This window comes from Xanthomonas cannabis pv. cannabis (genome assembly GCF_000802365.1).
Taxonomy (GTDB): domain Bacteria; phylum Pseudomonadota; class Gammaproteobacteria; order Xanthomonadales; family Xanthomonadaceae; genus Xanthomonas; species Xanthomonas cannabis.
This window is the reverse complement of sequence record NZ_JSZE01000051.1, coordinates 1-21,795: the sequence shown is the minus strand read 5'-3', so window position 1 is coordinate 21,795 and position 21,795 is coordinate 1. Positions and strand designations below refer to the sequence as shown.

The following is a 21,795-nucleotide window of genomic DNA, read 5'->3' as shown; positions in this document are numbered from 1 at the left end:
GCTTCCACCAGTGGAACACCAGCCTTAAATGTCACTGCAGTTGTGCGTGCGAAACGTGCAATAGCGCTGTTGTGCATGATCTGCCCAATCACCGGGACCTTGAGGATCAATCGATCGAGTCCATGCTGCATCCGTGGAGAACGTTTGTAAGCAAATATGAATCCAACAATGGATCCGACTATCACCACCAACATTAACCACCAATAGCTGACCATGAAACGCGAAGCGTTGACGAGCAGTTGAGTGAATGCGGGTAGTTCAGCACCGAAATTCTTGAATACCTCTTCAAACTGAGGGACTACAAAGATAAGCAAAATCGCGCTTACGATGATTGCGACGGCAACCACCATCGCAGGGTAGAACATTGCCTTTTTGATCTTGCCCTTGAGGGCTTCGATGTTCTCTTTGTACGTGGCGACCGTATCGAGGACTGTCTCCAGTACGCCGGCACCTTCGCCCGCGCGGACGAGGTTGCGGTAGAGCTCGTCAAACTGAACAGGATGTTTGCTGATGGACTCGTAGAGCGAGGATCCCCCCTCGATGTCTGTCCTGATCTGGCCGACCATCTTCTTCATGCGTGGGTTCTTGTGTCCCTCGCCAATGATCTCCAACGAGCTGACGATGGGCACGCCCGATTTCATCATCGTCGCCATCTGACGACTAAAGAACGCGATGTCTTTGGCCGTGATTTTCTTGCCCGCTGCTCCAAAAAGGGGCTTTGGCTTTTGCTTCACCATGCTGGGCACAATGCCCTGACGGCGCAGCTCTGCTCGCAGCATATTGGCGTTGCGGGCTGTCTGCTCTCCCTTCATCTTCACGCCACGCTTGTCAGCCCCTTCCCAAACGAAGGTCTGCAGCATGCTGGTGTTCCGGTCGACCGGTTGCTTCTTGATGGCGCTACGCGCGACTGACATATTGGGCTCCCCATCCAGCCATCCCCAGGCCGGAATTTGTGTTGATGGTAGCGTGTTTGATTGGGAAGGACATCACTTCGAGCTGCCGTACATTGACTGACCTGTTCGGGTCACATGGCTGTCAAAATGTGACCTGATGCGTCACATCGGCTGTGCCGTCCCAATTGCGAGGAAGTGTGCTTCCATCTGTGGAAATACCTGACATCATTTGTTCCGGGGAGCGAAACGAGCTGGTCATTGGAGGTTGGCATACAACCTGCAGGTATCAACTCGCACAACACACCCTGCCTGGATGCGTTACGTGCCCGGGCCGGAGATTTCGGCAATTCCATAAACCTCTAGGGGATGTACTCATGAAGAAGCAACAAGGTTTTACGCTGATCGAATTGATGATTGTGGTTGCGATCATTGCCATCCTGGCAGCTATCGCGTTGCCGGCGTATCAGGATTACCTGGTCAAGTCGCGCGTATCGGAAGTTGTGCTGGCTGCCTCGTCAGCCCGTACAACTGTCTCTGAAGCTGCTGCTTCGGATACCGGGACCACCATGCCCGCGACCGTTGCCATTGAGAGCCAATCGTCCAAGTATGTGTCGGGCGTCACTTATGCTGCGGGCGTAATTACTGCTACTGCCAAGGATCTGGGGGGCAGCACACCTACAGGCACCATCACGCTTACTGGCACCAAAGGGGCTAATGGTCAGGTCAGTTGGGTGTGCAGTGGCTCTATCGCCGCCAAGTACCGCCCGTCTACCTGCCAGTAATACGGCAGGAGTGATGCGCTGAGTGTTGTAGTCGAGCCCCGCGTCTGCGGGGCTCGCTTTTTCTGGATGTGGACCCGGTACATGCTGACGTTGCGCAGGATCGCGCCCTGGTGCTTTGCGCTGGCTCTGATCATCTACCTCAGGCCTTACACGGGCATCCGCCACGACGCGACGCTCTATTTGGGCCAAGCCTTGCGCTTGATCTCGCCAGATATCTTCAACCGCGACCTGTTTTTTGTCGCGGGTAGCCAAGCCAGCTTTACCCTATTCCCCCAGCTGCTGGCGCTACTACTGGCTCACGTAGAGCCGGGTGAGGCCTTCTTGGCGCTGACCTTTGCCAGCCGCGTGCTCTTCTATGCTGCCAGCGCCTTGTGCGTATCTGTGCTCTTCCCGGCACGCTGGCGCTGGCCCGCCCTGCTGGCGTTGATTGTCATGCCTACGGGCTATGGCGCATTCAGTATGTTCTCGTATGCGGAGCCTTTCCTGACTGCGCGACCCTTTGCCGAGGCCCTATGCCTGCTAGCCATTGCGGCGCTGGCGCGCGATCGGATTGCCTGGGCAGTGGCCTTGTTTGTTGCTGCGGGGCTGCTGCATCCTCTGCAGGCCATTGTCGCTGCGCTGGTGGCTTGGTGCTGGCTCGTTTTGGGTGATCGCCGCTGGCTGTGGTCATTGCTGCTAGTGATGCCTGTCCTGATCTTGGCAGCATTGAGGGACGGCCCCCTGGATGGCCTGTTACTGGTGATGGACACGCAATGGCGCAGCATGATTGATGATGTAGGCGACCAGGTGTTTCTGGGCGCCTGGACGCCGCGTGACTGGTGCATCGTGCTGGCAGATGTCTATCTGCTGAACCTCCTGGCCCAGTGGGGCGGCCCCAACACGATATTAGGCAGGTTGGCCAAGGCAGTATTGCTCGCCACCGTACTCGGCTTGGGCTTGAGCTTCCTGCTGGCTGATATGTTGAGGCTGATCCTGCCCATTGGCTTGCAGCTGTGGCGCGTGCTGTGGATCGTGCATTGGTTGGCTGCGGCTTCGATCCCATTCCTGGTTTGGGATCAGTGGCAGCGGGGTGGACGTCTCTGGATTGCGCCCCTATTGGTGGTCGCCATTGCCGTAATCGGTGCCAGCGTGCCACGCAGCACGCTGCCATGGGCGGTGCTGGGACTAATCCCCCTGCATATGGTCTGGCCGCATGTGGCTGATCGGGTGAGCCCTCCTATTCGCGGCCTACTGCTGGCAGGATTGAGCGTGGCGATGATTGTGGCCACAGCGCGCTACCAGTTGCAGATGTGGGCAGTGTACGAAATGACCGGGCGCAATCCGGAAGTGGTCCGCCAGGACGTGATGATCTTCGCCTATCCGCTGATCTGCGGGGGGCTGGTCGCGTTGGCCGTCTGGAGTTACCGCAGGAGCGGGCCGAAAAGGCAGGCGCTGATGGGCGTGCTCTCAATAGCTGCCTTGGTGGGCGCGTTGAGCGTGTGGGATTCGCGCAGCCCGTGGACCCGGTTCCAAGAGTCCGCCCATGGCACGGCGGTGTTTAGTGAAGACATCCCTCGTAATGCCAGCGTGTTCTGGTTTGCCAGCGAGGCCTCCCCGCGTGCCGCCTGGCTAGTACTCCGGCGTGCCAATTACTACAGCCCACAGCAGCTGTCCGGGCAAATGTTCAACCGGCAGACGGCACTGCTGGGCAGACAGTTGAGCGCCCAAGTAGAACCGGTGACGCTGCAGGCGGAGATCTGCGAGGTGATGGCAAACGTGCAGGTGGACGCCGAACCTTGCAGGATCAGCGAGATGGGTCTGGACCATATGTGCATGCGCCATGGTGATCTGGCGCCGCCTGATTACTTTGTGTTGCCGTTCGACCAGGAAAAGCATGTGCGCAGCAGGTGGCAGGTGCGTCACCCGCGGACAGGCGAAATGATTACTACCGAGTACCTGTACAAGTGCTCAGACTGGGTGCCGCCGCCGGCGAGGGGCGCACAAGCATGAGCGAACCATCTGCAGTGGAAGTCGCCGCACCCTCCACGGCCCGGCGAGACTGGGCCTCAGAAGGCGGAGGCTATCTGCTGGCTTCGGCCGTGGCGTTGCTGGTTGATCTGGGTACTTTTGGCTTGCTCGCCAGATGGGGGTGGGGCTGGTACGGTGCTGCTACCGCGGGCTTCCTGGTAGGTAGCGTGGTGGCCTACGGCATCAGCGTGCGTTGGGTGTTCGCTACGCGCAGCCTCCATTCGCGCTCAGCAGAACTGGCAGCTTTCGTGCTGATCGGTTGTTCCGGCTTGCTTGTAGTGCAGGGGATAATGTGGCTAAGCATTGAATGGCTTGGTATGCCGGGGAGCATTGCCAGGTTGATTGCGGTGGGTTTTTCATTCACCTCCAACTTTGTACTGCGGAAACTGGTTCTGTTCCGGCCGCGCGCGCGTGGTCGGTCCATTGGGGAAGGGAAGTAGCATGAGTAAGCATGTAGTGATCATTGGCGCTGGGCCTGCAGGGCTAACGGCAGCGCTGGAGCTGGTGGGACAGCCCGGCGTGCAGGTGACGGTGCTGGAGGCCGATGATTGTGTCGGCGGAATTTCACGAACGGTCAACCACAACGGCAACCGCATCGACATCGGCGGGCACCGTTTCTTCTCTAAATCGGACTGGGTGATGCAGTGGTGGGCCAATCTGATGCCCATCGAACACTCGGGTGATGTTCCTTTGAATCTACGTTACCAGGGCCAGGCGCGCGATGGCCTGCCGGCCGGTGCCGCCGTGGCCGATGGGGCCAAGCCGACTGCCATGCTGGTACGCAACCGCCTGTCACGAATCTACTTCAACCGACGGCTCTTTTCGTATCCGTTGAAGTTGAACGTGGACAGCTTCCGCAAGCTGGGCGTAGGCAAGTCCGTGTTGTTTGGCTTTAGCTACTTGCGTGCGCAGGTCAGCAAAATCGAGCCTGAGGTGAGTCTGGAGGATTTCCTGGTCAACCGCTTCGGCCAGCGCCTGTACGGCCAGTTTTTCAAGGAATACACCGAGAAGGTATGGGGTGTGCCTTGCAATCAAATCAGCGCCGAATGGGGTGCGCAGCGCATCAAGAGCTTGTCGGTCACCAAGGCGGCGTTGCATGCACTTAGAGGCATGTTGGGCCTGAGTGGAAAGGTTGCGCAGACTTCGCTGATCGAAAATTTTTTATACCCCAAGCATGGACCCGGTGAAATGTGGGAGACCGCTGCGCAGTTGTTCAAAGCGCGAGGTGGCACCCTGCTGATGAACCACAAGGCTGTGGGCCTTGCCGTGGATGCTGGGCAAGTGCGCAACGTGACCGTGCAAAGCGAGGCGGGTGAGACCTTCAAATTGGATTGCAGCCACGCGGTGTCGACGATGCCTATGCGTGACTTGGTGGCTGCCTCGCGGCAAAGCTGGGGCGAGGACATTGTAGCCATCGCTGACAACCTGCAGTACCGCGACTTCATCACCGTTGGCCTGCTATATCGGGCCAGCGAGTTGCCGCGTGCGTTGGGTGACAACTGGATATACATCCAGGAGCCAGGCGTGAACGTGGGGCGCGTACAGATTTTCAATAACTGGAGTCCGCACATGGTCAAGGACGCGTCCATGGTGTGGATGGGCTTAGAGTTCTTCTGTCGCGAGACTGATGATCTCTGGAAGATGTCCGATACCGACCTGCGGCAGTTGGCGCAGCGTGAGATGCTGCAGATCGGTTTGGTTTCTGCCGCATCTGCGCAGGACGCGGTGGTGATTCGCGTGCCTAAGGCCTATCCAGGTTACTTCGGCGAGTCATATGCACGCTTCGACCAGTTGCGTGCAGCGTTGGACGCGGTGCCCAACCTATTTTTAGTGGGACGCAACGGCATGCATCGCTATAACAATCAGGACCATTCAATGCTGACGGCCAAGGAAGCCGCCGAGCAGATTCTGACCGGCAATGTGGATAAGAGCCGCTTGTGGTCGATCAATGTGGACGATGAGTACCACGAAGAAGCCAAGTCTTGAGTATGGATCAGCGCTGAGCCGTTTTCGGCTGATGCCCGGGCGTGGCTGCTGCAGAAGGGCCGGATTGTCGCGGTATTTGATTACACATGGAGCTGAAAAAGATGTGGAGTGTCCTTGTTTGTGGCGGGGCAGGGTATATCGGTAGCCATATGTCCCAGTGGCTGGCCGAACAAGGGCATGTAGTGACTGTGCTGGACAATCTGTCCACCGGTCATCGTCAAGCAGTCAAATGGGGGGAGTTTATTCAGGCGGATTTGCTGGATAACGCATCGTTGGCGCGAGCTTTTGACAGGCGTGACTATGACGTTGTGATGCATTTTGCGGCGACTTCGCTGATAGCCGCATCAGTGTGCGATCCGCTTCCCGCCTACCAGAACAACGTGACTGGCACGCTAAACCTCCTGGCGGAGATGCGTCGGCGCGGCGTGGATAAATTGGTGTTCTCTTCTACCGCGGCGGTGTTTGGGCAATCATCTATGATGCTGATCGATGAGCAGCAATTGATGCATCCGATCGCGCCCTACGGTGCCAGTAAACTGATGGTGGAGCGTATTCTTGCTGACGCGTGGGCGGCTTATGGCCTGTCTTCTGTAGTGCTTCGCTACTTCAATGCTGCTGGTGCTCTTTCCGAGCATGGTATCGGTGAGGCGCATGCTTACGAAACGCACCTCATTCCGAATGCACTAAGGGCAGCTGCCGGGCAAGCGCCGCCCCTGAAAGTGTTTGGCGCCGACTACCCTACGGCTGACGGAACGTGCATTCGCGATTATGTGCACGTACAAGACCTAGCCAGGGCCCATGCACTGGCAGTTTCTCTGCTTGAGTCCAGTCCGGGTGCCCACGATTTCAACCTAGGCAGTGAGCAGGGCTACTCGGTGATGGATATTGTCGCGGCTGCTGAGAAGGTGGTTGGTCGGCCCGTACCGTTCGAGTTGGTAGGTAGGCGCCCCGGCGACCCTGCGCGATTGGTGGCCTCTAGTGCCAAAGCACGTGATGTGCTTGGTTGGGAACGCAGTTGGCAGGATATGCTCGGAATTATCGAGAGTGCTTGGCACTGGCACCGTGCCCAGTCATTCTGAATGCTGTATTGGTCATGCTAGAAAGGTGCTCGTGCGTGAGTGCTGCGGTTAGTATCCTAGTTTGAATAGCCACATAGCGGCCGCCTTTGGCGGAGCGTTGGGTCCAATAGAGGAAACGCATGAACGCCGTTACCACCGCCAACCTTATCGGTATTACCGGCTTGGCCCGCCGCTTGGTTCAAGACGGTGCGCTCGATGAATCCGCCGCACGCGGGGCCATGGACCAAGCTGCAGCTGCCAAGGTTCCGCTTCCTCAGTGGTTTGCCGAAAAGAAACTTGTATCGGCAGCGCAGCTGGCTGCCGCCAACGCCGTGGAGTTCGGCATGCCGCTGATGGATGTGTCTGTGTTCGACGCTAGCCAGAATGCGGTGAAATTAGTCAGTGATGAGTTGCTCCAGAAACATCAGGTGCTGCCGCTGTTCAAGCGCGGCAATCGGTTGTTCGTGGGGGTGAGCAACCCGACCCAGACCCGTGCGCTGGATGACATCAAGTTCCATACCAATTTGGTTGTCGAGCCGATTCTCGTCGATGAGGACCAGATACGCCGTACCTTGGAGCAGTGGCAGGCAAGTAATGCTTCGTTTGGTTCGTCGTTGGGGAACGATGACGAAGAAATGGGTGACCTGGACGTCTCGGCCGGCGACGAGGACATGGGCGCCGGCGGGGATTCCGGGGTCGATGCCAAGGGCGACGACACGCCGGTGGTGAAGTTCGTCAACAAGGTGCTGGTGGATGCGATCCGGCGGGGAGCCTCCGACATCCATTTCGAGCCGTATGAAGACGACTACCGGGTGCGGTTGCGCATCGACGGGCTGCTGAAGAATGTGGCCAAGGCGCCGGTGAAGCTGAACCAGCGCATCGCGGCGCGTTTGAAGGTGATGTCGCAGCTGGATATCGCCGAGAAACGGGTGCCGCAGGACGGGCGCATCAAGCTCAATCTGTCCAAGACCAAGCAGATCGACTTCCGTGTGAGTACCTTGCCGACCTTGTTTGGTGAGAAGGTAGTGCTGCGTATCCTGGATGCCAGTGCGGCCAAGCTGGGCATTGAGAAGCTGGGCTACGAGGCGGATCAGCAAAAGTTGTTCCTGGAAGCGATCCACAAGCCTTATGGCATGGTGCTAGTGACCGGACCGACTGGTTCGGGCAAGACGGTGTCGTTGTATACGGCGCTGGGCATCCTCAATGATGAGACCCGTAATATTTCCACGGCTGAGGATCCGGTCGAAATTCGCCTGCCGGGCGTCAATCAGGTGCAGCAGAACGTCAAACGCGGCATGACGTTTGCTGCGGCGCTGCGCTCATTCCTGCGCCAAGACCCGGACATCATCATGGTCGGCGAAATCCGCGACCTGGAAACGGCCGAAATTGCGATCAAGGCGGCGCAGACTGGTCACATGGTGCTGTCGACGTTGCACACCAACGATGCGCCGCAGACCATCGCGCGTTTGATGAATATGGGCATTGCGCCCTACAACATCACCTCGTCGGTGACGCTGGTCATTGCGCAGCGCCTGGCGCGGCGGCTGTGCAACCACTGCAAGCGCAAGTCGTCGCTGCCTGAGAACGCATTGCTGGCGGAGGGTTTTACGCCGGAGCAGATCGCTGCGGGGATCGACCTGTATGAGGCGGTGGGCTGCGACGAGTGCACTGAAGGGTACAAGGGGCGTACCGGCATCTACCAGGTGATGCCGATGACCGACGAGATCGGCGCGATCGTGCTGGAAGGTGGCAATGCGATGCAGATCGCCGAGGCCGCGCAGAAGATCGGTATCCGCGATTTGCGGCAGTCGGCGTTGATGAAGGCTGCGCACGGGGTGACCAGCCTGGCTGAGATCAATCGGGTGACCAAGGACTAAGGGCTGGGAATCGGGAATCGGGATTGGGGAATCGAAAAGCCTGGGACCTCTACGTCCCAGGCTTTTTTGTTTGGACAGCTGGGCCAAGGATTGCAGCCGGCCACCGCAAGATGATGCGTGAGCCAATCCATAGCGGCGTCTCCCGCGAGAACCATCGCAGCCGGCGCCTGCGCTTTTAGATTCCCGATTCCCGATTCCCCACTCCCACCCGCCTACTCCATCCCCAATTTCTTCAACTTGTAACGCAACGCCCGAAACGTGATACCCAGCTGCGCGGCGGTCTTGGTCTTGTTCCAGCGGTTTTCTTCCAGCGCTTTCTGGATCGCGGCGCGCTCCAGTTGCTCGATGTAGGAGGGCAGTGCGGCGGACGCCGGGTCGATGTCGTGGACGGCTTCGCGCGGTTCGACCGCGGCGCTGCCGGGGGCGGCGGCAAGGCGGTGGCCGCCGTGGGCGGGCAGGCGCAGGTCGCTGGCGCTGATCTGGTCGTCCTCGGCCAGGGCCAGGGCGCGTTCGAGGATGTTTTCCAGCTCGCGCACGTTGCCGGGGAAGCCATACTGGTCCAGCGCGTCGAGCGCCGAGGGCGTCAGCAGCGGGATTGGGCGGCCATGGCTGTGCGCCAGCCGGGCGATGATGGCGGCGGCCAGTTGCGGCAGGTCGCCACCGCGTTCGCGCAGTGGTGGGACGCGCAGTTCGATCACGTTGATGCGGTAGTACAGGTCGTGACGGAAGCGGCCGTCGGAGACCAGGTCGCCCAGGTCCTTGTGGGTGGCCGACAGGATGCGGACGTCCACCAGGGTTTCGCCCGAGGCGCCGACCGGGCGCACCGACTTTTCCTGGATCGCGCGCAACAGCTTGACCTGCATCTGCAGCGGCAGCTCGGCCACTTCGTCCAGGAACAGCGTGCCGCCGTGTGCGGCCTGGAACAGGCCCGGCTTGTCGGCATGTGCGCCGGTGAAGCTGCCTTTCTTGTGGCCGAAGAACTCGCTTTCCATCAATTCGGCCGGGATGGCGCCGCAGTTGACCGGCACGAAGGGGCCGGCCGCGCGCGCGCCCTGCTCGTGGATGGTGCGCGCCACCAGCTCCTTGCCCACGCCCGATTCGCCGACGATATAGACCGGCGCCTGGCTGCGCGCCACCTTGCCGATGGTGGCGCGCAGGCTTTCCATCGCGGTCGAATCGCCCAATAAGCGGCTGGCCTGTTCCGGTGGCGGTGGTGGCGGGGCCGGGCGGTCGCGGTTGTTCAATTCCAGCGCGTGCTTGACCAGGCCACGCAATACGCCGATGTCCACCGGCTTGCTCACGAAGTCGAAGGCGCCGGCCTTCAGCGCTTCCACGGCCAGGTCCATGCTGCCGAAGGCGGTGATCATCGCCACCGGGGTCTGCGGGTGGTGCCTGGCGATTTCGGTGACCAGTTCGATGCCGTTGCCGTCGGGCAACCGCATGTCGGTCAGGCACAGGTCGTACGGGTTGTTGGCCAGTAACTCGCGCGCTTCGGCCAGGTTGGCGGCGGTGCTGATGCGCAGGCCCATGCGGCCCAGGGTGAGAACAAGCAACTCGCGGATATCTCGCTCGTCATCGACAACCAGGGCGCTTTTGGGTTCGTTCATCCTGCGCACGATAGCCCAGCGCGATGACAATCGACAATTGCCGCGCCCTTCGGGCACAACCATTCACTTGGTGCAGGCAGCTCGACTGCGCTTCATCGCTGTGAGATTCGGCGGCGGCGTGGGCAGCGCGTGCAAAGCGTCCGCCGCGGAAGAGCCGTTGCTTTCCAGCGCTGGCTCAGTCCACCTCCGCAAGGGACGTGCGGGCGTGCGTCACTTCAGGCTTCACTACTCGGGCCGGACCTATCGCGCGATGCCGCGCGGTAAGCGGCTGATTCTGCTCGCTGGCCCGATCATCGCCTTGCGGATGCGCCGGAACTGGGTGCGCAACACGCGCTGCAACTGACGCGAGCTGCGCTCGGGCGGCAGCCCTTCGGCCCTGGTCTGGCGCAGCGAGAGGTGCGGCCATCGCTGCAGCTCACAGGCTCAATGCGGCACGATGTCGCCATCGTTTGCGGCCATCGATGCCCACGGCACTGACGATGCCCGGCACTGCGAACCAGCCAATCCCGCCAGCCGAACGTGCGCACGTCGCTCCTTACCGTCCTGCTTATTTCCCGAGCAAGCCGTTGGGTGCCTGCAGGACGATCCGGAAACAGGCGCCGCCACCCGGCACCGAGACATAGTCCAGTTGTGCCTGGTTGGCGCGGCACAGCTCCTGGGCGATGTACAGGCCCAGCCCGGTGCCATGTTCGGAGGTGGTATAGAACGGGCGGAACAGTTGTGCGGCAACGGTTTCCGGAATGCCCGGGCCGCGGTCGATCACGTCGATCACTGCGGTGCGCTCCAGGCGTTCGACGCGCAGCTTCACTCGCGCCGGTTCGTCCATCACCCGGCCGTACTTGAGGGCGTTGTGGACCAGGGCAGTGAGGATCTGGTGCAGATGCTTGGGGTCGACTAGGGCATGCACCGAACTGCCCTGGATGCTGGCTTCCAGGATGTCGGTTTCCATCGATAGCGTCTGCCGGTACTCGACCACGAAGCGACGGACGAACGCGGCCAGGTCCAGATTCTCCGGGCTGGCGCGTTCGCGCCGGGCCAGGCCGAGCACGCTTTCGACGATGCCGTTGGTGCGTTGGCACTGCTGGTGGATGATCTGCAGCAGCCGGCGGTCGGCGTCGCCGATGTCCGGCGATTCTTCCAGCAGCTGGGAGGCGTAGCTGATCGCCGCCAGCGGGTTGCGGATTTCGTGCGCCAGGCTGGCAGAGAAGCGGCCCATCGCCGACAGGGTCAGCGATTCGGCGCGGCGCGAGACCACCGTGGCATCGTCCAGGAACACCAGCACCAGGTCGCTGTCGGCCAGCAGGCGGACGAAACGTGGCTGCACCTCGGGGCGGTCGGCGCCGAGCTGCAGTGGCGCTTCCTCCTGTCGCCAGCCGCTGCGCCAGCGTTGCAGCCGGCGCGCCAGTTCCGGGGTGAGCGCGGCCAGCGACAGGTCGGTCGGTGCCTTGCGCTGGTCGCCATCGCCCAGCAGCGCCAGCGCCGCTTCGTTGGCCAGGCTGATGTGATTGTGCGCATCCACCACCAGCACGCCGGTACGCATGCGCCGGATGATCAACTCGTTGATCTCGTAAAGATTGGCGACCTGCGCGCCGCGTTCTTCGGCCAGCACCTGGTTGCTGCGCGCGCGCGAGGCGATCTGCTCGCAGATGAAGGCCACCGCCACATAGCTGGTGGCGAACATGGCCAACTCGGCCAGCGGCCGGGTGGCGCCGCCGCCTTCGAGCAACGTCCACAGGTATTCGAGCACCATGCCGCTGCTGGCGAGCACCGCGATGCCCATGCCGTAACGCAGCCGCAGCAGGATCGAGGCGGCCGCCACGTTGAACAGCAGCATCATCGCGATGCCCGCACTGGCACCAGGCAGGGCATGCGTGGCCAGGGTCGCGGCCAGGATATCGGCGATCACCGCACACAGGACAGTGGCGGTCAGCCGGCGTTCGTTGCGGCCCCAGAACAGCAGCGGGATGGCCAGGCACAGGTAGCCGATCGCCACCGCCGCGCCCAGCCGGGGGTAGCGCGGCTCGGGGATGGCGTCGGAGAGGGGGCTGAACACCAGCGCGGCGATCAGGCCGGCCACCAGCACCCGGTACAGCGAGAAGAAGTACAGCTCGCGCTGTGGCGCGGACTGGATCCGGTCGATGAGCGATGCGCTGGATGCCAAGCCGATTCCCCGCCGTAACAAGCCGCGAGTATAGGCAGGTGCGGCGGCATGCACAGCGTGTGCGCACATTGCCGGGCGGCGCGCAAGTCTGCGATTGCTCGGCCAATTCCGGCGAATTTTTGCGCCGCACGGCGTGGTCGGCCACAATAGGCGGCCCGTTCGCGTCCCATGACGTGCCGCCTAGGCGGACTGCGTTGCACGCAGCGGTCGTTTCCTTTTCCCACGGTGACGCATGAATTTCCACGAATACCAGTCAAAACAGCTGCTTGCCGAGTACGGCATCCCCGTTCCGGCCGGCAAGGTCGCGGCGACCCCGGACGAAGCGGTTGAAGTCGCCAATTCCCTGGGCCAGGGCCCCTGGATGGTGAAAGCGCAGATCCACGCGGGCGGCCGCGGTAAGGCTGGCGGCGTCAAGTTCTGCAAGACCACCGACGATGTGAAGGCCGCAGCGGCCAAGATGCTCGGCACCAAGATGTCGACCTACCAGACCGCCGGCGTCGAGCTGCCGATCAACCTGGTGCTGGTGACCACCGCCGGCGAGATCGTCAAGGAGCTGTACCTGTCGATCCTGGTCGACCGCGGCACCAAGACCATCACCTATATCGCCTCGTCCGAGGGTGGTGTGGAGATCGAGCAGGTGGCGGCCGAAACGCCGGAGCTGATCCACTCGCTCAACGTCGATTTCGTCGAAGGCGTGCAGGGCTATCACGGCCGCGATTTCGGCTTCAAGCTCGGCCTGAACGCCAAGCAGGCCGGCCAGTTCGCCAGCATCATGGTGAACCTGTATCGCCTGTTCAACGAAAAGGACCTGGCGCTGGTTGAAATCAACCCGCTGGCGATCCTGGACGACGGCAACCTGTACGCGCTGGACGGCAAGTTTGACAGCGACGACAACGCCGCGTTCCGTCAGAAGCAGCTGGTCGCCATGCGCGACAAGACGCAGGAAGACGAGACCGAAGTGACCGCGTCGGAGCTGGACATCAACTACGTCACCATGGACGGCAACATCGGTTGCATGGTCAACGGCGCAGGCCTGGCCATGGCCACCATGGACGTCATCAAGCTCAATGGCGGCGAGCCGGCGAACTTCCTGGACGTGGGCGGCGGTGCCAACAAGCAGCGCGTTATCGAGGCGTTCAAGCTGATCCTGTCCTCGGACAAGGTCGAAGGCATCTTCGTCAACATCTTCGGCGGCATCGTCCGCTGCGACATGATTGCCGAAGGCATCATCGCCGCGGTCAAGGAAGTGGGCGTCAAGGTTCCGGTCGTGGTGCGCCTGGAAGGCACCAACGTGGAAGAAGGCAAGCAGCTGCTGCGCGACAGCGGCATGGCCATCATCCCGGCCGACAACATCAACGACGGTGCCAAGAAGGTCGTTGAAGCTGTCAAGAACGCCGCCTGATTCACGACACCGAAGGAACTATCCATGTCCGTTTTGATTAACAAGAATACCAAGGTGATCGTGCAGGGCTTCACCGGCCAGCAGGGCACCTTCCACGCCACTCAGATGGTCGAGTACGGCACCCAGGTCGTTGGCGGCGTGACGCCCGGCAAGGGCGGCACCACCCATATCAACCTGCCCGTGTTCAACACCGTGGCCGATGCGGTCGAGGCCACCGGCGCCGACGCCTCGGTGATCTACGTGCCGCCGCCGTATGCGGCCGACGCGATCCTGGAAGCGGCTGCGGCCGGCATCAAGGTCATCGTGTGCATCACCGAAGGCATCCCGGTGCTGGACATGCTGCGCGTCAAGAACGTGCTGACCCGTTCGCATCCGGACACCGTGCTGATCGGGCCGAACTGCCCCGGCGTGATCACCCCGGGCGAGTGCAAGATTGGCATCATGCCGGGCCACATCCACAAGCCGGGCAAGATCGGCATCGTGTCGCGTTCGGGCACGCTGACCTATGAAGCGGTCAAGCAGACCACCGAAGTGGGCCTGGGCCAGAGCACCTGCATCGGCATCGGTGGCGACCCGATCAACGGCCTGAACTTCGTCGACTGCCTCAAGCTGTTCAACGAAGACCCGCAGACCGAAGGCATCATCATGGTCGGCGAAATCGGCGGCGACGCCGAGGAAGCCGGTGCCGAGTACATCAAGAACCACGTCAAGAAGCCGGTCGTCGGCTTCATCGCCGGTGCCTCGGCGCCGGCCGGCAAGCGCATGGGCCACGCCGGTGCGATTGCATCGGGCGGCAAGGGCACGGCCGAAGGCAAGTTCGCGGCGATGGAAGCTGCCGGCGTCAAGACCGTCCGTTCGCCGGGCGATCTGGGTGCGGCGATCGCTGCGCTGGTGAAGTAAGCACGTCCCGCGCGCGTACGCGTGTGAGCGTTAGAGAGGCCGCCTTCGGGCGGCCTCTTTTGTTTGGAAGCGTCCCCTCATCCGCCCTTCGGGCACCTTCTCCCGCAGGCGGGAGAAGGGAGCAACAGCAAGAGAAAGAGCAACAGCAAGAGCAACAGCAACAGCAACAGCAACAGCAAGAAATGCTGCTGGATCATGGTCCAAGAAATGCCGGGCTGGTCGTCGCCTGCTTGATAGACGGAGCACGTCACGGCCACGCAACTTTCGCAGCTCACCCCCCCGGCCGGCTGCGACATCCCCTCTCCCGCTTGCGGGAGAGGGGTAGGGGTGAGGGCGCCTCCCGCGCGGCGATCTCCCACGCCAAAGCGCCATCAACACCGATAGCGCCACCCGGGCGGTGCAAGCCACCTTGGCCATCCTCCTGCCGGAAATGTCCATGCGCCACGCCGCCAAGACCGGATTCGCCAAGCATCTGCGTCGTGAAATGACCGCCGCTGAGCACGCGCTTTGGTATCGGTTGCGAGATCGACGCCTGCTCGGCTTCAAGTTCCGGCGTCAGTTTCCGGTAGGGCCCTATATCGTCGATTTCGTCTGCCTCGCCCGGGCATTGATCGTCGAAATAGACGGTAGCCAGCACCTGCTGCCCGGCGCGGACGCCACGCGCGATGCCTTCCTGCGCTGCGAGGGCTTCCAGGTGCTGCGCTTCTGGAATAATGCAGTTCTGGCCAACGGCGACGACGTCTGCGAGATGATCGCGCGGGGTCTGCTTGCGGCTCGCTCCTTCCTTCCCGCTTCCGTGCTTCGGAAAACACACGCACAAGGCCGTTGACATGTCCCAGACGCTCCGCATCGCCATGGCCCAGTTCGACTTCCCGGTCGGCGCGGTGGCCCAGAACACCGATCGCATCATCGACTTCATCGCAGCCGCACGCGACGAGTTCGATGCGGACATCGTGCTGTTTCCCGAACTGGCGATCAGCGGCTACCCGCCGGAAGACCTGCTGCTACGTCCGGGGTTCCTGGCGCATTGCGAACAGGCGCTGGCGCGGATTGCGGACGCCACTCGCGGTATCGTGGCGGTGGTCGGCTGGCCGCAGAGTGCCGGCAGCGTGGTCTACAACGCCGCCAGCGTGTTGCGCGACGGGCGCATCGAGGCGACCTACCGCAAGCGCGAGTTGCCCAACTACGCGGTGTTCGACGAGCGCCGCTACTTCGACGTGGATCCGGATGGCGACAGCTGCGTGGTCACGGTCAAGGGCGTGCAGGTGGGCGTGGTGATCTGCGAGGACCTGTGGTTCGCCGAGCCGCTGGCCAAGACGGTGCAGGCCGGTGCCGAGCTGGTGCTGGTGCCCAACGCCTCGCCGTACGAGCGCGGCAAGCACGCCCAGCGCGATGCGCTGCTGGCCGAGCGCACCCGCGAGAGCGGGGCGGCGATTGCCTACCTCAACGTGGTCGGTGGACAGGATGCGCTGGTGTTCGACGGCGCGTCGGTGGTGGCCGATGGCAACGGTACCGTGCACCCGGCCGCTGCCGCGTTTGTGGATCAATGGCTGGTGGTGGACTACGCGGCCGGCGCGCGCAGCTTCACCCCGGTGGTGTGGGTGGACGACGGCGACGAAAGCATGGACGCGCTGGCGTGGCGTGCGGTGGTGCGCGGGCTGCAGGACTATTGCCGCAAGAACGGCTTCAGCAAGGTGTGGCTGGGCCTGTCCGGCGGCATCGATTCGGCGCTGGTGCTGGCGATGGCGGTGGATGCGCTGGGCGGGGAGAACGTGACCGCGGTGCGGCTGCCCTCGCGTTATACCGCCAACCTGTCCAACGATCTTGCCGACGAGCAATGTCGCGCGCTGGGCGTCAAGCTGGAAACCATCGCGATCGAGCCGGCGTTCGAGGGACTGCTCGCCGCGCTGGGGCCGATGTTCGAAGGCACCCAGCCGGACATCACCGAAGAAAATCTGCAGTCGCGCAGCCGCGGCGTGATCCTGATGGCGTTGTCCAACAAGTTCGGCGGGCTGTTGCTGACCACCGGCAACAAGAGCGAATACGCGGTGGGCTACGCCACCATCTACGGCGACATGTGCGGTGGCTATGCCCCGCTCAAGGACCTGTACAAGACCGAAGTGTTTGGCCTGGCCAAGTGGCGCAATACCGTAGGCGGGGCGCCGGTGATTCCGCCGGCGGTGATCGCGCGCCCGCCCTCGGCCGAGCTGCGCGACAACCAGACCGACCAGGATTCATTGCCGCCGTACGACGTGCTGGACGGCATCCTGTACCGCTATGTCGATCAGGAGCAGTCGCGCGATGACATCGTCGCCGCCGGCTATGCGGCCGATACCGTCGAGCATGTGCTGCGGCTGGTGCGGCTCAACGAATGGAAGCGCCATCAGGCCGCCCCCGGTCCGAAGGTGTCGCGACGCGCGTTCGGTCGCGAGCGACGTTATCCGATCACCAATGGGTACTTCGGTCAGTAGGTTGCGGCGTCATCGCTAGTCGCGGACCCGGGTGCGGTGGCCGCCGGTCGGGCGAAGCGGGTAAGCAGGTCCAAGCTCGGCTTGGGCCGCGCCAGGTCGTACATCAGGCCGAAATGGCCTTCCGGCCCCTGGATGGTGGTCTGGTCCAGCAACTCGTAGACGTTCACCTCGGCCACCACGTCGGCATAGTTGTCGCGCACGGTGCGCAGCAGCTGCGCCAGGCTGTCGTAACAGCCGCGGTCGCCTTCGGTGCCGCCGCTGATGTTGCCCGTGTAGATTTCCGCGCAGTTCAGCTCGTTGAAGAACACCGGGGTGTTATAGGTTTGCGCGGCAGCGCGCAGTTGGCCCAGGTACAGCTGCGTCCAGTAGCCGGCATCCTGGTGGAAGGCGTAGTAGTGGAAGCTGATGTGGTCAAAGTTGAAACCGGCCGCCTTGGCCTTGGCCAGGAACCACAGCGAGCCATTGCGGTCGCCCGGGCAACGCGAATTGGCGCTGCGGTCGTCGCTGTTGCAGGCGGTGATGTTGATGGTGAAGCGCAGCCCGGCGCCCAGCTCATTGGAGGCCTGGCGCATGCCCAGGTACATGGTGGTCATCGCGGCAATACGGGCATCGGCCTCGGCGCGCACCAGGTCCTGTTCGTTGCCGATCTCCCAGACCTTGATGTCGACCGCATAGCGACGCGCCAGCTGGTAACCGATCTCGCGCGACATCGGATACACCATCGGGCGCAGGGTGATGCCGTACTTGCGCGCCAACGGGACCAGCGCATCCAGCGTGGCGAAATCGCGCGGGTCCACATCGAAACGGTAGCTGCGTAGATTGCGCGCGGCCAGCAGCTTGAAGCGGGCCTCGGCCTGGGCCATGGGATAGGCGGTGCGGCTGTCGTGGGCGTTGACGCCGTAGACGATGGGCGCCGCGGTGGCGGTCGTGGTCAGGCTGGCCAGCACCAGGACAAGCAGACACACAACGATGGGGCGTGACATGCGGCCTCCTTGGCTGGCACATGCGGGGAAGTGGATCCTCTGTGCAGTCGAGTATAGGCAGCCGTCGCGGCCTGTTCGGTGACCTGGCACCGATTCCTGGCCATCGGCCGATCCGGAAAGCGCAAGCGCACCGCAGCGTGCGGGGGGATTCACCGTCGAATGGCCGTCGCCAGCGGACAGCATGCACCTTGGGCGGCACACCAACGCACAACAAAGAGGGGCCTTGCGGCCCCTTCAGGAAGACATCCAGCCAACAGGTGCGCGATCTCAGTCGCGGCTCATCTGCGCGTTGCGCTGCCCGGTGGCTGCGGACTTCTCGCCGGCGAACGGGTTGAGCTTGCGGATGGCCCAGGGGTACTTCGGCCAGTTGCCGGTAAGCCACGGGTGCTGCGGGCTGTTGAGCTCGAGCACGCGGCGTGCGTCGGCGGCCAGGGTCTTGTTGCCCAGGTGCGTGTAGGCCTCGGCCAGCACGGCGACCGCATCGTATTGATAGGCGCTCTGCGGGTAGGTTTCCAGCAGGTAGTTGGCACGGCCGGCCGCCGACACCCACGCGTTGCGGCGCAGGTAGTACAGCGCGTTGTCCAGCTCATGCTGGGCGAAGATGTCGCGCAGCTCGATCATGCGCTTGCGCGCATCGGCGGCGTAACGGCTGTTCGGGTAGCGGTCGGTGACGGTGTTGAAATCGTTGTAGGCCTGCTGCGGCGAGGACAGGTCGCGGCGGCTCGGGTCCAGCGACCACACCCGGCGCAGGAACACCGTGTCGCGGTTGCTGTTGGCCAGCCCGCGCAGGTAGTACAGATACGAGATGTTGCGATGGGTCGGGTAGGTCCGGATGAAGCGGTCGACGCTGGAAACGGTGTCGTCGTGCTTGCCGGCCTTGTACTGCGCGTAGGCGGTTTCGATCATCGCCTGCTCGGTGTACGGCCCATACGGGTACTGGGCGATCAGCCGCTTGTAGCTGGCTTCGGCGCCGGCCCAGTTGCCTTTCTCCATCAGGCCATGGCCCTTGCCATAGAGCTGCTCGACCGGCATGCCCTCGTCGGGATTCTTGTCCTTGGCGCCGCGGTGGCAGCCGGTGATGACGAACGCCATGACCAGCATGAGGGCAATCAGGCGCGCAGGCGCGGAAAACGTGGACCGTCGGATCATGGGTCTGGGCAGGACGCATCAGGAAAACGAAAGCGCGATGATAGCCTAGTGGCCTGTCCGGCGACTGACTCCTGCCGCCCGGACCCCCAAATTCCCGTTTTTGCCTGAGTGCCCGTGTCCATGTCCGACCCCTCCGCCGACTTCACCGACCCGTCCATCCGTCAGGCCACCGTGCCCGACAGCGCCGCAGGGCGCCGTTTCGATGCGGTGCTGGCCGAGCTGTTTCCCGAATTCTCGCGCTCGCGGCTGGCGGAGTGGATCAAGTCCGGCGATGCGTTGCTGGATGGCGAAATGGCGCGTCCGCGCGACAGCCTGCGCGGCGGCGAGAGCGTGCAGCTGCAGGTGGTGCTGGAAACCCAGACCCACGCCGCGCCGCAGGACATCCCGCTGAACGTGTTGTACGAGGACGACCAGGTGCTGGTGATCGACAAGCCGGCCGGCCTGGTGGTGCATCCGGGCGCGGGCAACCCGGACGGCACCCTGGTCAATGCGCTGCTGTTCCGCGACCCGGCGCTGTCGGCGGTGCCGCGCGCCGGTGTGGTGCACCGCCTGGACAAGGACACCAGCGGCGTGATGGTGGTGGCGCGCACCGTGCAGGCGCAGACTGCGCTGGTGGAGCAGCTGTCCGCGCGCGATGTGCATCGCCAGTATCTGGCGGTGGTGGTCGGTGCGCTGGTGTCCGGCGGCACCGCCAATGCGCCGATCGACCGCCATCCGCGCGATCGCCTGAAGATGGCCGTGCGCGACGATGGCCGCGATGCGGTCACCCACTACCGCCTGCGCGAGCGCTTCCGGGCGCATACCGCGCTGGAATGCCGTCTGGAAACCGGGCGCACCCATCAGATCCGTGTGCACATGGCCCACCTGAAATCGCCGATCGTCGGCGACCCGCTGTACGGCGGCGCGCTCAAGCTGCCCAAGGGCGCCACCGACGCGCTGGTGCACGAGCTGCGGACCTTCAAGCGGCAGGCGTTGCACGCCGAAACCCTGGAATTCCTGCATCCGGTCAGCGGCCAGCCGGTGCGCGCCACCGCGCCGGTGCCGGCCGATCTGCAGCGCCTGATGACCGCCCTGCGCGAGGACAGCGCACGCGCGGCCGAACTGGCGCGTCGCTGACGTGACCGTGTCCGCGCCGTTCGTCCTGCCCGCCGACTGGCCGGCGCCCCCACGCATCCGGGCCCTGACCACCTTGCGCTACGGCCTGGGCGAATCGGTGCCCCCGTTCGACACGCTCAATCTGGGCAACCGCAGCAGTGCCCAGGGCGATGCGCCCGAGCGGGTGGAACGCAATCGGGCGCTGCTGGCGGATGCGCTGGCCTTGCCCAGCGCGCCGTGGTGGTTGCGGCAGGTGCACGGTGTCGAGGTCTTGCGGGTGGAGACGCCACCGCCCGGGTTGGTGGGGCAGGCAGGCGGCGGCGATGCAGTGCCGGGCGCGCACGAGCCCAGCGCCGATGCGGCGGTGACCGCGGTGCCGGGCGTGGTGCTGGCGATCCTGACCGCCGATTGCCTGCCGGTGGTGCTGGCTGCGCGGGATGGCAGCGAGGTGGCTGCCGCCCATGCGGGGTGGCGCGGGCTGGCCGACGGCATGCTGGAGCGCAGCGTCGCCGCCATGCGCACGCCGGCAGCGCAGGTCATGGCGTGGCTGGGACCGGCGGCAGGGCCAGACATGTACGAGATCGGCGAAGACGTGTTCAACGCCTTCGTCGGCGACGACGTGCAGGCGCGGGTGGCGTTTGTCGCCACCCGTCCGGGCCATTGGCGGGTGGACCTGTATGCGCTTGCGCGGCAGCGCCTGCAGCGTGCCGGCGTGCCGGCTGCGGCGATTCATGGCGGCGGGCTGTGCACCATTGCCGATGCCGGGCGCTTTTTTTCGCATCGCCGCGATCACCGCAGCGGGCGCATGGCCACGCTGGCCTGGATCGCGCCCTGAGCACGCCACTGTTCGCGCAGGTGCTGGGCCAGGCCGCATTCGCGCAACTGCCCGCGCCGGTGCGTGCGCTGCATTCGGTGCAGCAGCGGCAGACCTTCGCCGGCAGGGCGCAGATCCAGCGCGGGCGCCATGCCCTGGTGCCGTTGCTGGCGCTGCTGAGCCGCTTGCCACGCAGCGGCACGGTCGCGGTGGACGTGGAGTTTCTGGTCGATGCACAGGGCGAGCGCTGGCATCGCCGGTTTGACGGCCTGCCGATGCATTCGAGGTTATGGCGGCATGGCCGTGCACTGCGCGAGCACCTTGGCGCGGTCCGGTTCGAGTTCGCGCTGCACGCCGATGCCGATGCGTTGTACTGGCAGGCGACCGGCGTGTGGGCGTTTGGCTGGATTCCGCTGCCTGCACGCTGGTTCGAGCAGGTGCGCTGCCGCGAGCATGCCGACACCGGCCGCTACGGATTTTGCGTCGACGTGCACCTGCCGCTGGTAGGGCCGTTCATTCGCTACGAGGGCTGGCTTGAACCGCGTTGATCCGCCGGGCGTTGAACGCGCCCACCTGGAGCCGGCGTGCCCGGAGCCGCCTCGTGGGGCGC

Annotated in this window: 19 protein-coding genes; 14 read left to right on the top strand and 5 right to left on the bottom strand. The window is 63.4% G+C overall.

Annotated elements, in window-relative coordinates; all coding sequences use genetic code 11:
* Positions 1–914 (bottom strand): type II secretion system F family protein (locus OZ10_RS10695; RefSeq protein WP_039564784.1); only part of this gene is annotated, 914 nt, incomplete at its 3' end.
* A gap of 353 nt (positions 915–1,267) precedes the next feature.
* On the opposite strand from OZ10_RS10695, the gene OZ10_RS10690 reads away from it, so the two are divergent.
* The 6 genes from OZ10_RS10690 to pilB all read left to right on the top strand — a co-directional run bounded on the left by OZ10_RS10690 (position 1,268) and on the right by pilB (position 8,603).
* The gene (locus tag OZ10_RS10690; protein ID WP_039564783.1) at positions 1,268–1,675 is read left to right on the top strand and encodes a pilin; all 408 of its coding nucleotides are present in this window, start codon (positions 1,268–1,270) and stop codon (positions 1,673–1,675) included.
* A gap of 81 nt (positions 1,676–1,756) precedes the next feature.
* The gene (locus OZ10_RS10685) at positions 1,757–3,664 is read left to right on the top strand and encodes a hypothetical protein (protein ID WP_139051308.1); all 1,908 of its coding nucleotides are present in this window, start codon (positions 1,757–1,759) and stop codon (positions 3,662–3,664) included.
* The gene (locus OZ10_RS10680) at positions 3,661–4,122 is read left to right on the top strand and encodes a GtrA family protein (RefSeq protein ID WP_139051307.1); all 462 of its coding nucleotides are present in this window, start codon (positions 3,661–3,663) and stop codon (positions 4,120–4,122) included. Before OZ10_RS10685 ends, OZ10_RS10680 begins: the two co-directional genes overlap by 4 nt.
* Before the next feature lies 1 nt (position 4,123).
* Complete coding sequence (locus OZ10_RS10675; RefSeq protein ID WP_039564779.1) at positions 4,124–5,668, top strand: NAD(P)/FAD-dependent oxidoreductase; 1,545 nt, start codon at positions 4,124–4,126, stop codon at positions 5,666–5,668.
* A gap of 86 nt (positions 5,669–5,754) precedes the next feature.
* Positions 5,755–6,747 (top strand): UDP-glucose 4-epimerase GalE, encoded by a 993-nt coding sequence (gene galE, locus OZ10_RS10670; RefSeq protein ID WP_236726973.1) that lies wholly within the window; start codon positions 5,755–5,757, stop codon positions 6,745–6,747.
* A 119-nt stretch (positions 6,748–6,866) separates the two neighbouring features.
* The gene (pilB, locus tag OZ10_RS10665; RefSeq protein WP_039564778.1) at positions 6,867–8,603 is read left to right on the top strand and encodes a type IV-A pilus assembly ATPase PilB; all 1,737 of its coding nucleotides are present in this window, start codon (positions 6,867–6,869) and stop codon (positions 8,601–8,603) included.
* 212 nt (positions 8,604–8,815) lie between these two features.
* Here the strand turns inward: pilB and OZ10_RS10660 are convergent, their stop codons facing one another.
* On the bottom strand, positions 8,816–10,210 hold the full coding sequence (locus OZ10_RS10660) for a sigma-54-dependent transcriptional regulator (RefSeq protein WP_039405513.1): 1,395 nt from the start codon (positions 10,208–10,210) through the stop codon (positions 8,816–8,818).
* On the opposite strand from OZ10_RS10660, the gene OZ10_RS22165 reads away from it, so the two are divergent.
* The gene (locus tag OZ10_RS22165; RefSeq protein ID WP_139051306.1) at positions 10,197–10,553 is read left to right on the top strand and encodes a hypothetical protein; all 357 of its coding nucleotides are present in this window, start codon (positions 10,197–10,199) and stop codon (positions 10,551–10,553) included. The genes OZ10_RS10660 and OZ10_RS22165 overlap by 14 nt on opposite strands.
* A 204-nt stretch (positions 10,554–10,757) precedes the next feature.
* Here OZ10_RS22165 and OZ10_RS10655 read toward each other — a convergent pair whose 3' ends face one another.
* Positions 10,758–12,371 carry a sensor histidine kinase gene (locus OZ10_RS10655; protein WP_039405515.1) on the bottom strand — a complete coding sequence of 538 codons (1,614 nt, stop codon included), beginning with the start codon at positions 12,369–12,371 and terminating at the stop codon, positions 10,758–10,760.
* A gap of 232 nt (positions 12,372–12,603) precedes the next feature.
* On the opposite strand from OZ10_RS10655, the gene sucC reads away from it, so the two are divergent.
* From sucC to OZ10_RS10630, 4 genes are all read left to right on the top strand, one after another.
* On the top strand, positions 12,604–13,773 hold the full coding sequence (sucC, locus tag OZ10_RS10650) for an ADP-forming succinate--CoA ligase subunit beta (protein ID WP_039405518.1): 1,170 nt from the start codon (positions 12,604–12,606) through the stop codon (positions 13,771–13,773).
* A 24-nt stretch (positions 13,774–13,797) separates the two neighbouring features.
* The gene (gene sucD / locus OZ10_RS10645) at positions 13,798–14,673 is read left to right on the top strand and encodes a succinate--CoA ligase subunit alpha (RefSeq protein ID WP_005921370.1); all 876 of its coding nucleotides are present in this window, start codon (positions 13,798–13,800) and stop codon (positions 14,671–14,673) included.
* A 436-nt stretch (positions 14,674–15,109) separates the two neighbouring features.
* Positions 15,110–15,502: an endonuclease domain-containing protein gene (locus OZ10_RS10635; protein ID WP_039405684.1), complete on the top strand. Its 393-nt coding sequence runs from the start codon at positions 15,110–15,112 to the stop codon at positions 15,500–15,502.
* Position 15,503: 1 nt separating this feature from the next.
* Positions 15,504–17,144, top strand: coding sequence for an NAD+ synthase (locus OZ10_RS10630; protein ID WP_039405543.1), 1,641 nt, complete (start codon positions 15,504–15,506; stop codon positions 17,142–17,144).
* Here the strand turns inward: OZ10_RS10630 and OZ10_RS10625 are convergent.
* Together OZ10_RS10625 and OZ10_RS10620 are read right to left on the bottom strand one after the other, a co-directional pair.
* Positions 17,138–18,127: a glycoside hydrolase family protein gene (locus OZ10_RS10625; protein ID WP_039564775.1), complete on the bottom strand. Its 990-nt coding sequence runs from the start codon at positions 18,125–18,127 to the stop codon at positions 17,138–17,140. The genes OZ10_RS10630 and OZ10_RS10625 overlap by 7 nt on opposite strands.
* A 267-nt stretch (positions 18,128–18,394) precedes the next feature.
* Positions 18,395–19,276: an outer membrane protein assembly factor BamD gene (locus OZ10_RS10620; protein WP_039405550.1), complete on the bottom strand. Its 882-nt coding sequence runs from the start codon at positions 19,274–19,276 to the stop codon at positions 18,395–18,397.
* 120 nt (positions 19,277–19,396) lie between these two features.
* Between OZ10_RS10620 and rluD the strand changes: the two genes are divergently transcribed.
* From rluD to OZ10_RS10605, 3 genes are read left to right on the top strand one after another with little or no spacing between them, the layout of a single operon-like run.
* The gene (rluD, locus tag OZ10_RS10615) at positions 19,397–20,392 is read left to right on the top strand and encodes a 23S rRNA pseudouridine(1911/1915/1917) synthase RluD (protein ID WP_039405553.1); all 996 of its coding nucleotides are present in this window, start codon (positions 19,397–19,399) and stop codon (positions 20,390–20,392) included.
* A gap of 1 nt (position 20,393) precedes the next feature.
* Entirely contained in the window at positions 20,394–21,206 is an 813-nt protein-coding gene (pgeF, locus tag OZ10_RS10610) for a peptidoglycan editing factor PgeF (protein ID WP_039405556.1), read from the top strand.
* 20 nt (positions 21,207–21,226) lie between these two features.
* Entirely contained in the window at positions 21,227–21,733 is a 507-nt protein-coding gene (locus OZ10_RS10605; RefSeq protein WP_052210016.1) for a DUF4166 domain-containing protein, read from the top strand.
* Positions 21,734–21,795: the final 62 nt, after the last annotated feature.

What these genes read in the sequence shown, in the direction of transcription:
- OZ10_RS10685 (WP_139051308.1), top strand. Translation starts at nt 1,757, where the DNA reads ATGCTGACGTTGCGCAGGATCGCGCCCTGGTGCTTTGCGCTGGCTCTG.
- rluD (WP_039405553.1), top strand. Translation starts at nt 19,397, where the DNA reads ATGTCCGACCCCTCCGCCGACTTCACCGACCCGTCCATCCGTCAGGCC.
- OZ10_RS10625 (WP_039564775.1), bottom strand. Translation starts at nt 18,127, where the DNA reads ATGTCACGCCCCATCGTTGTGTGTCTGCTTGTCCTGGTGCTGGCCAGC.
- pilB (WP_039564778.1), top strand. Translation starts at nt 6,867, where the DNA reads ATGAACGCCGTTACCACCGCCAACCTTATCGGTATTACCGGCTTGGCC.
- sucD (WP_005921370.1), top strand. Translation starts at nt 13,798, where the DNA reads ATGTCCGTTTTGATTAACAAGAATACCAAGGTGATCGTGCAGGGCTTC.
- OZ10_RS10630 (WP_039405543.1), top strand. Translation starts at nt 15,504, where the DNA reads ATGTCCCAGACGCTCCGCATCGCCATGGCCCAGTTCGACTTCCCGGTC.
- sucC (WP_039405518.1), top strand. Translation starts at nt 12,604, where the DNA reads ATGAATTTCCACGAATACCAGTCAAAACAGCTGCTTGCCGAGTACGGC.
- OZ10_RS10675 (WP_039564779.1), top strand. Translation starts at nt 4,124, where the DNA reads ATGAGTAAGCATGTAGTGATCATTGGCGCTGGGCCTGCAGGGCTAACG.
- OZ10_RS10680 (WP_139051307.1), top strand. Translation starts at nt 3,661, where the DNA reads ATGAGCGAACCATCTGCAGTGGAAGTCGCCGCACCCTCCACGGCCCGG.
- OZ10_RS10690 (WP_039564783.1), top strand. Translation starts at nt 1,268, where the DNA reads ATGAAGAAGCAACAAGGTTTTACGCTGATCGAATTGATGATTGTGGTT.
- OZ10_RS10620 (WP_039405550.1), bottom strand. Translation starts at nt 19,276, where the DNA reads ATGATCCGACGGTCCACGTTTTCCGCGCCTGCGCGCCTGATTGCCCTC.
- OZ10_RS10635 (WP_039405684.1), top strand. Translation starts at nt 15,110, where the DNA reads ATGCGCCACGCCGCCAAGACCGGATTCGCCAAGCATCTGCGTCGTGAA.
- galE (WP_236726973.1), top strand. Translation starts at nt 5,755, where the DNA reads ATGGAGCTGAAAAAGATGTGGAGTGTCCTTGTTTGTGGCGGGGCAGGG.
- OZ10_RS10660 (WP_039405513.1), bottom strand. Translation starts at nt 10,210, where the DNA reads ATGAACGAACCCAAAAGCGCCCTGGTTGTCGATGACGAGCGAGATATC.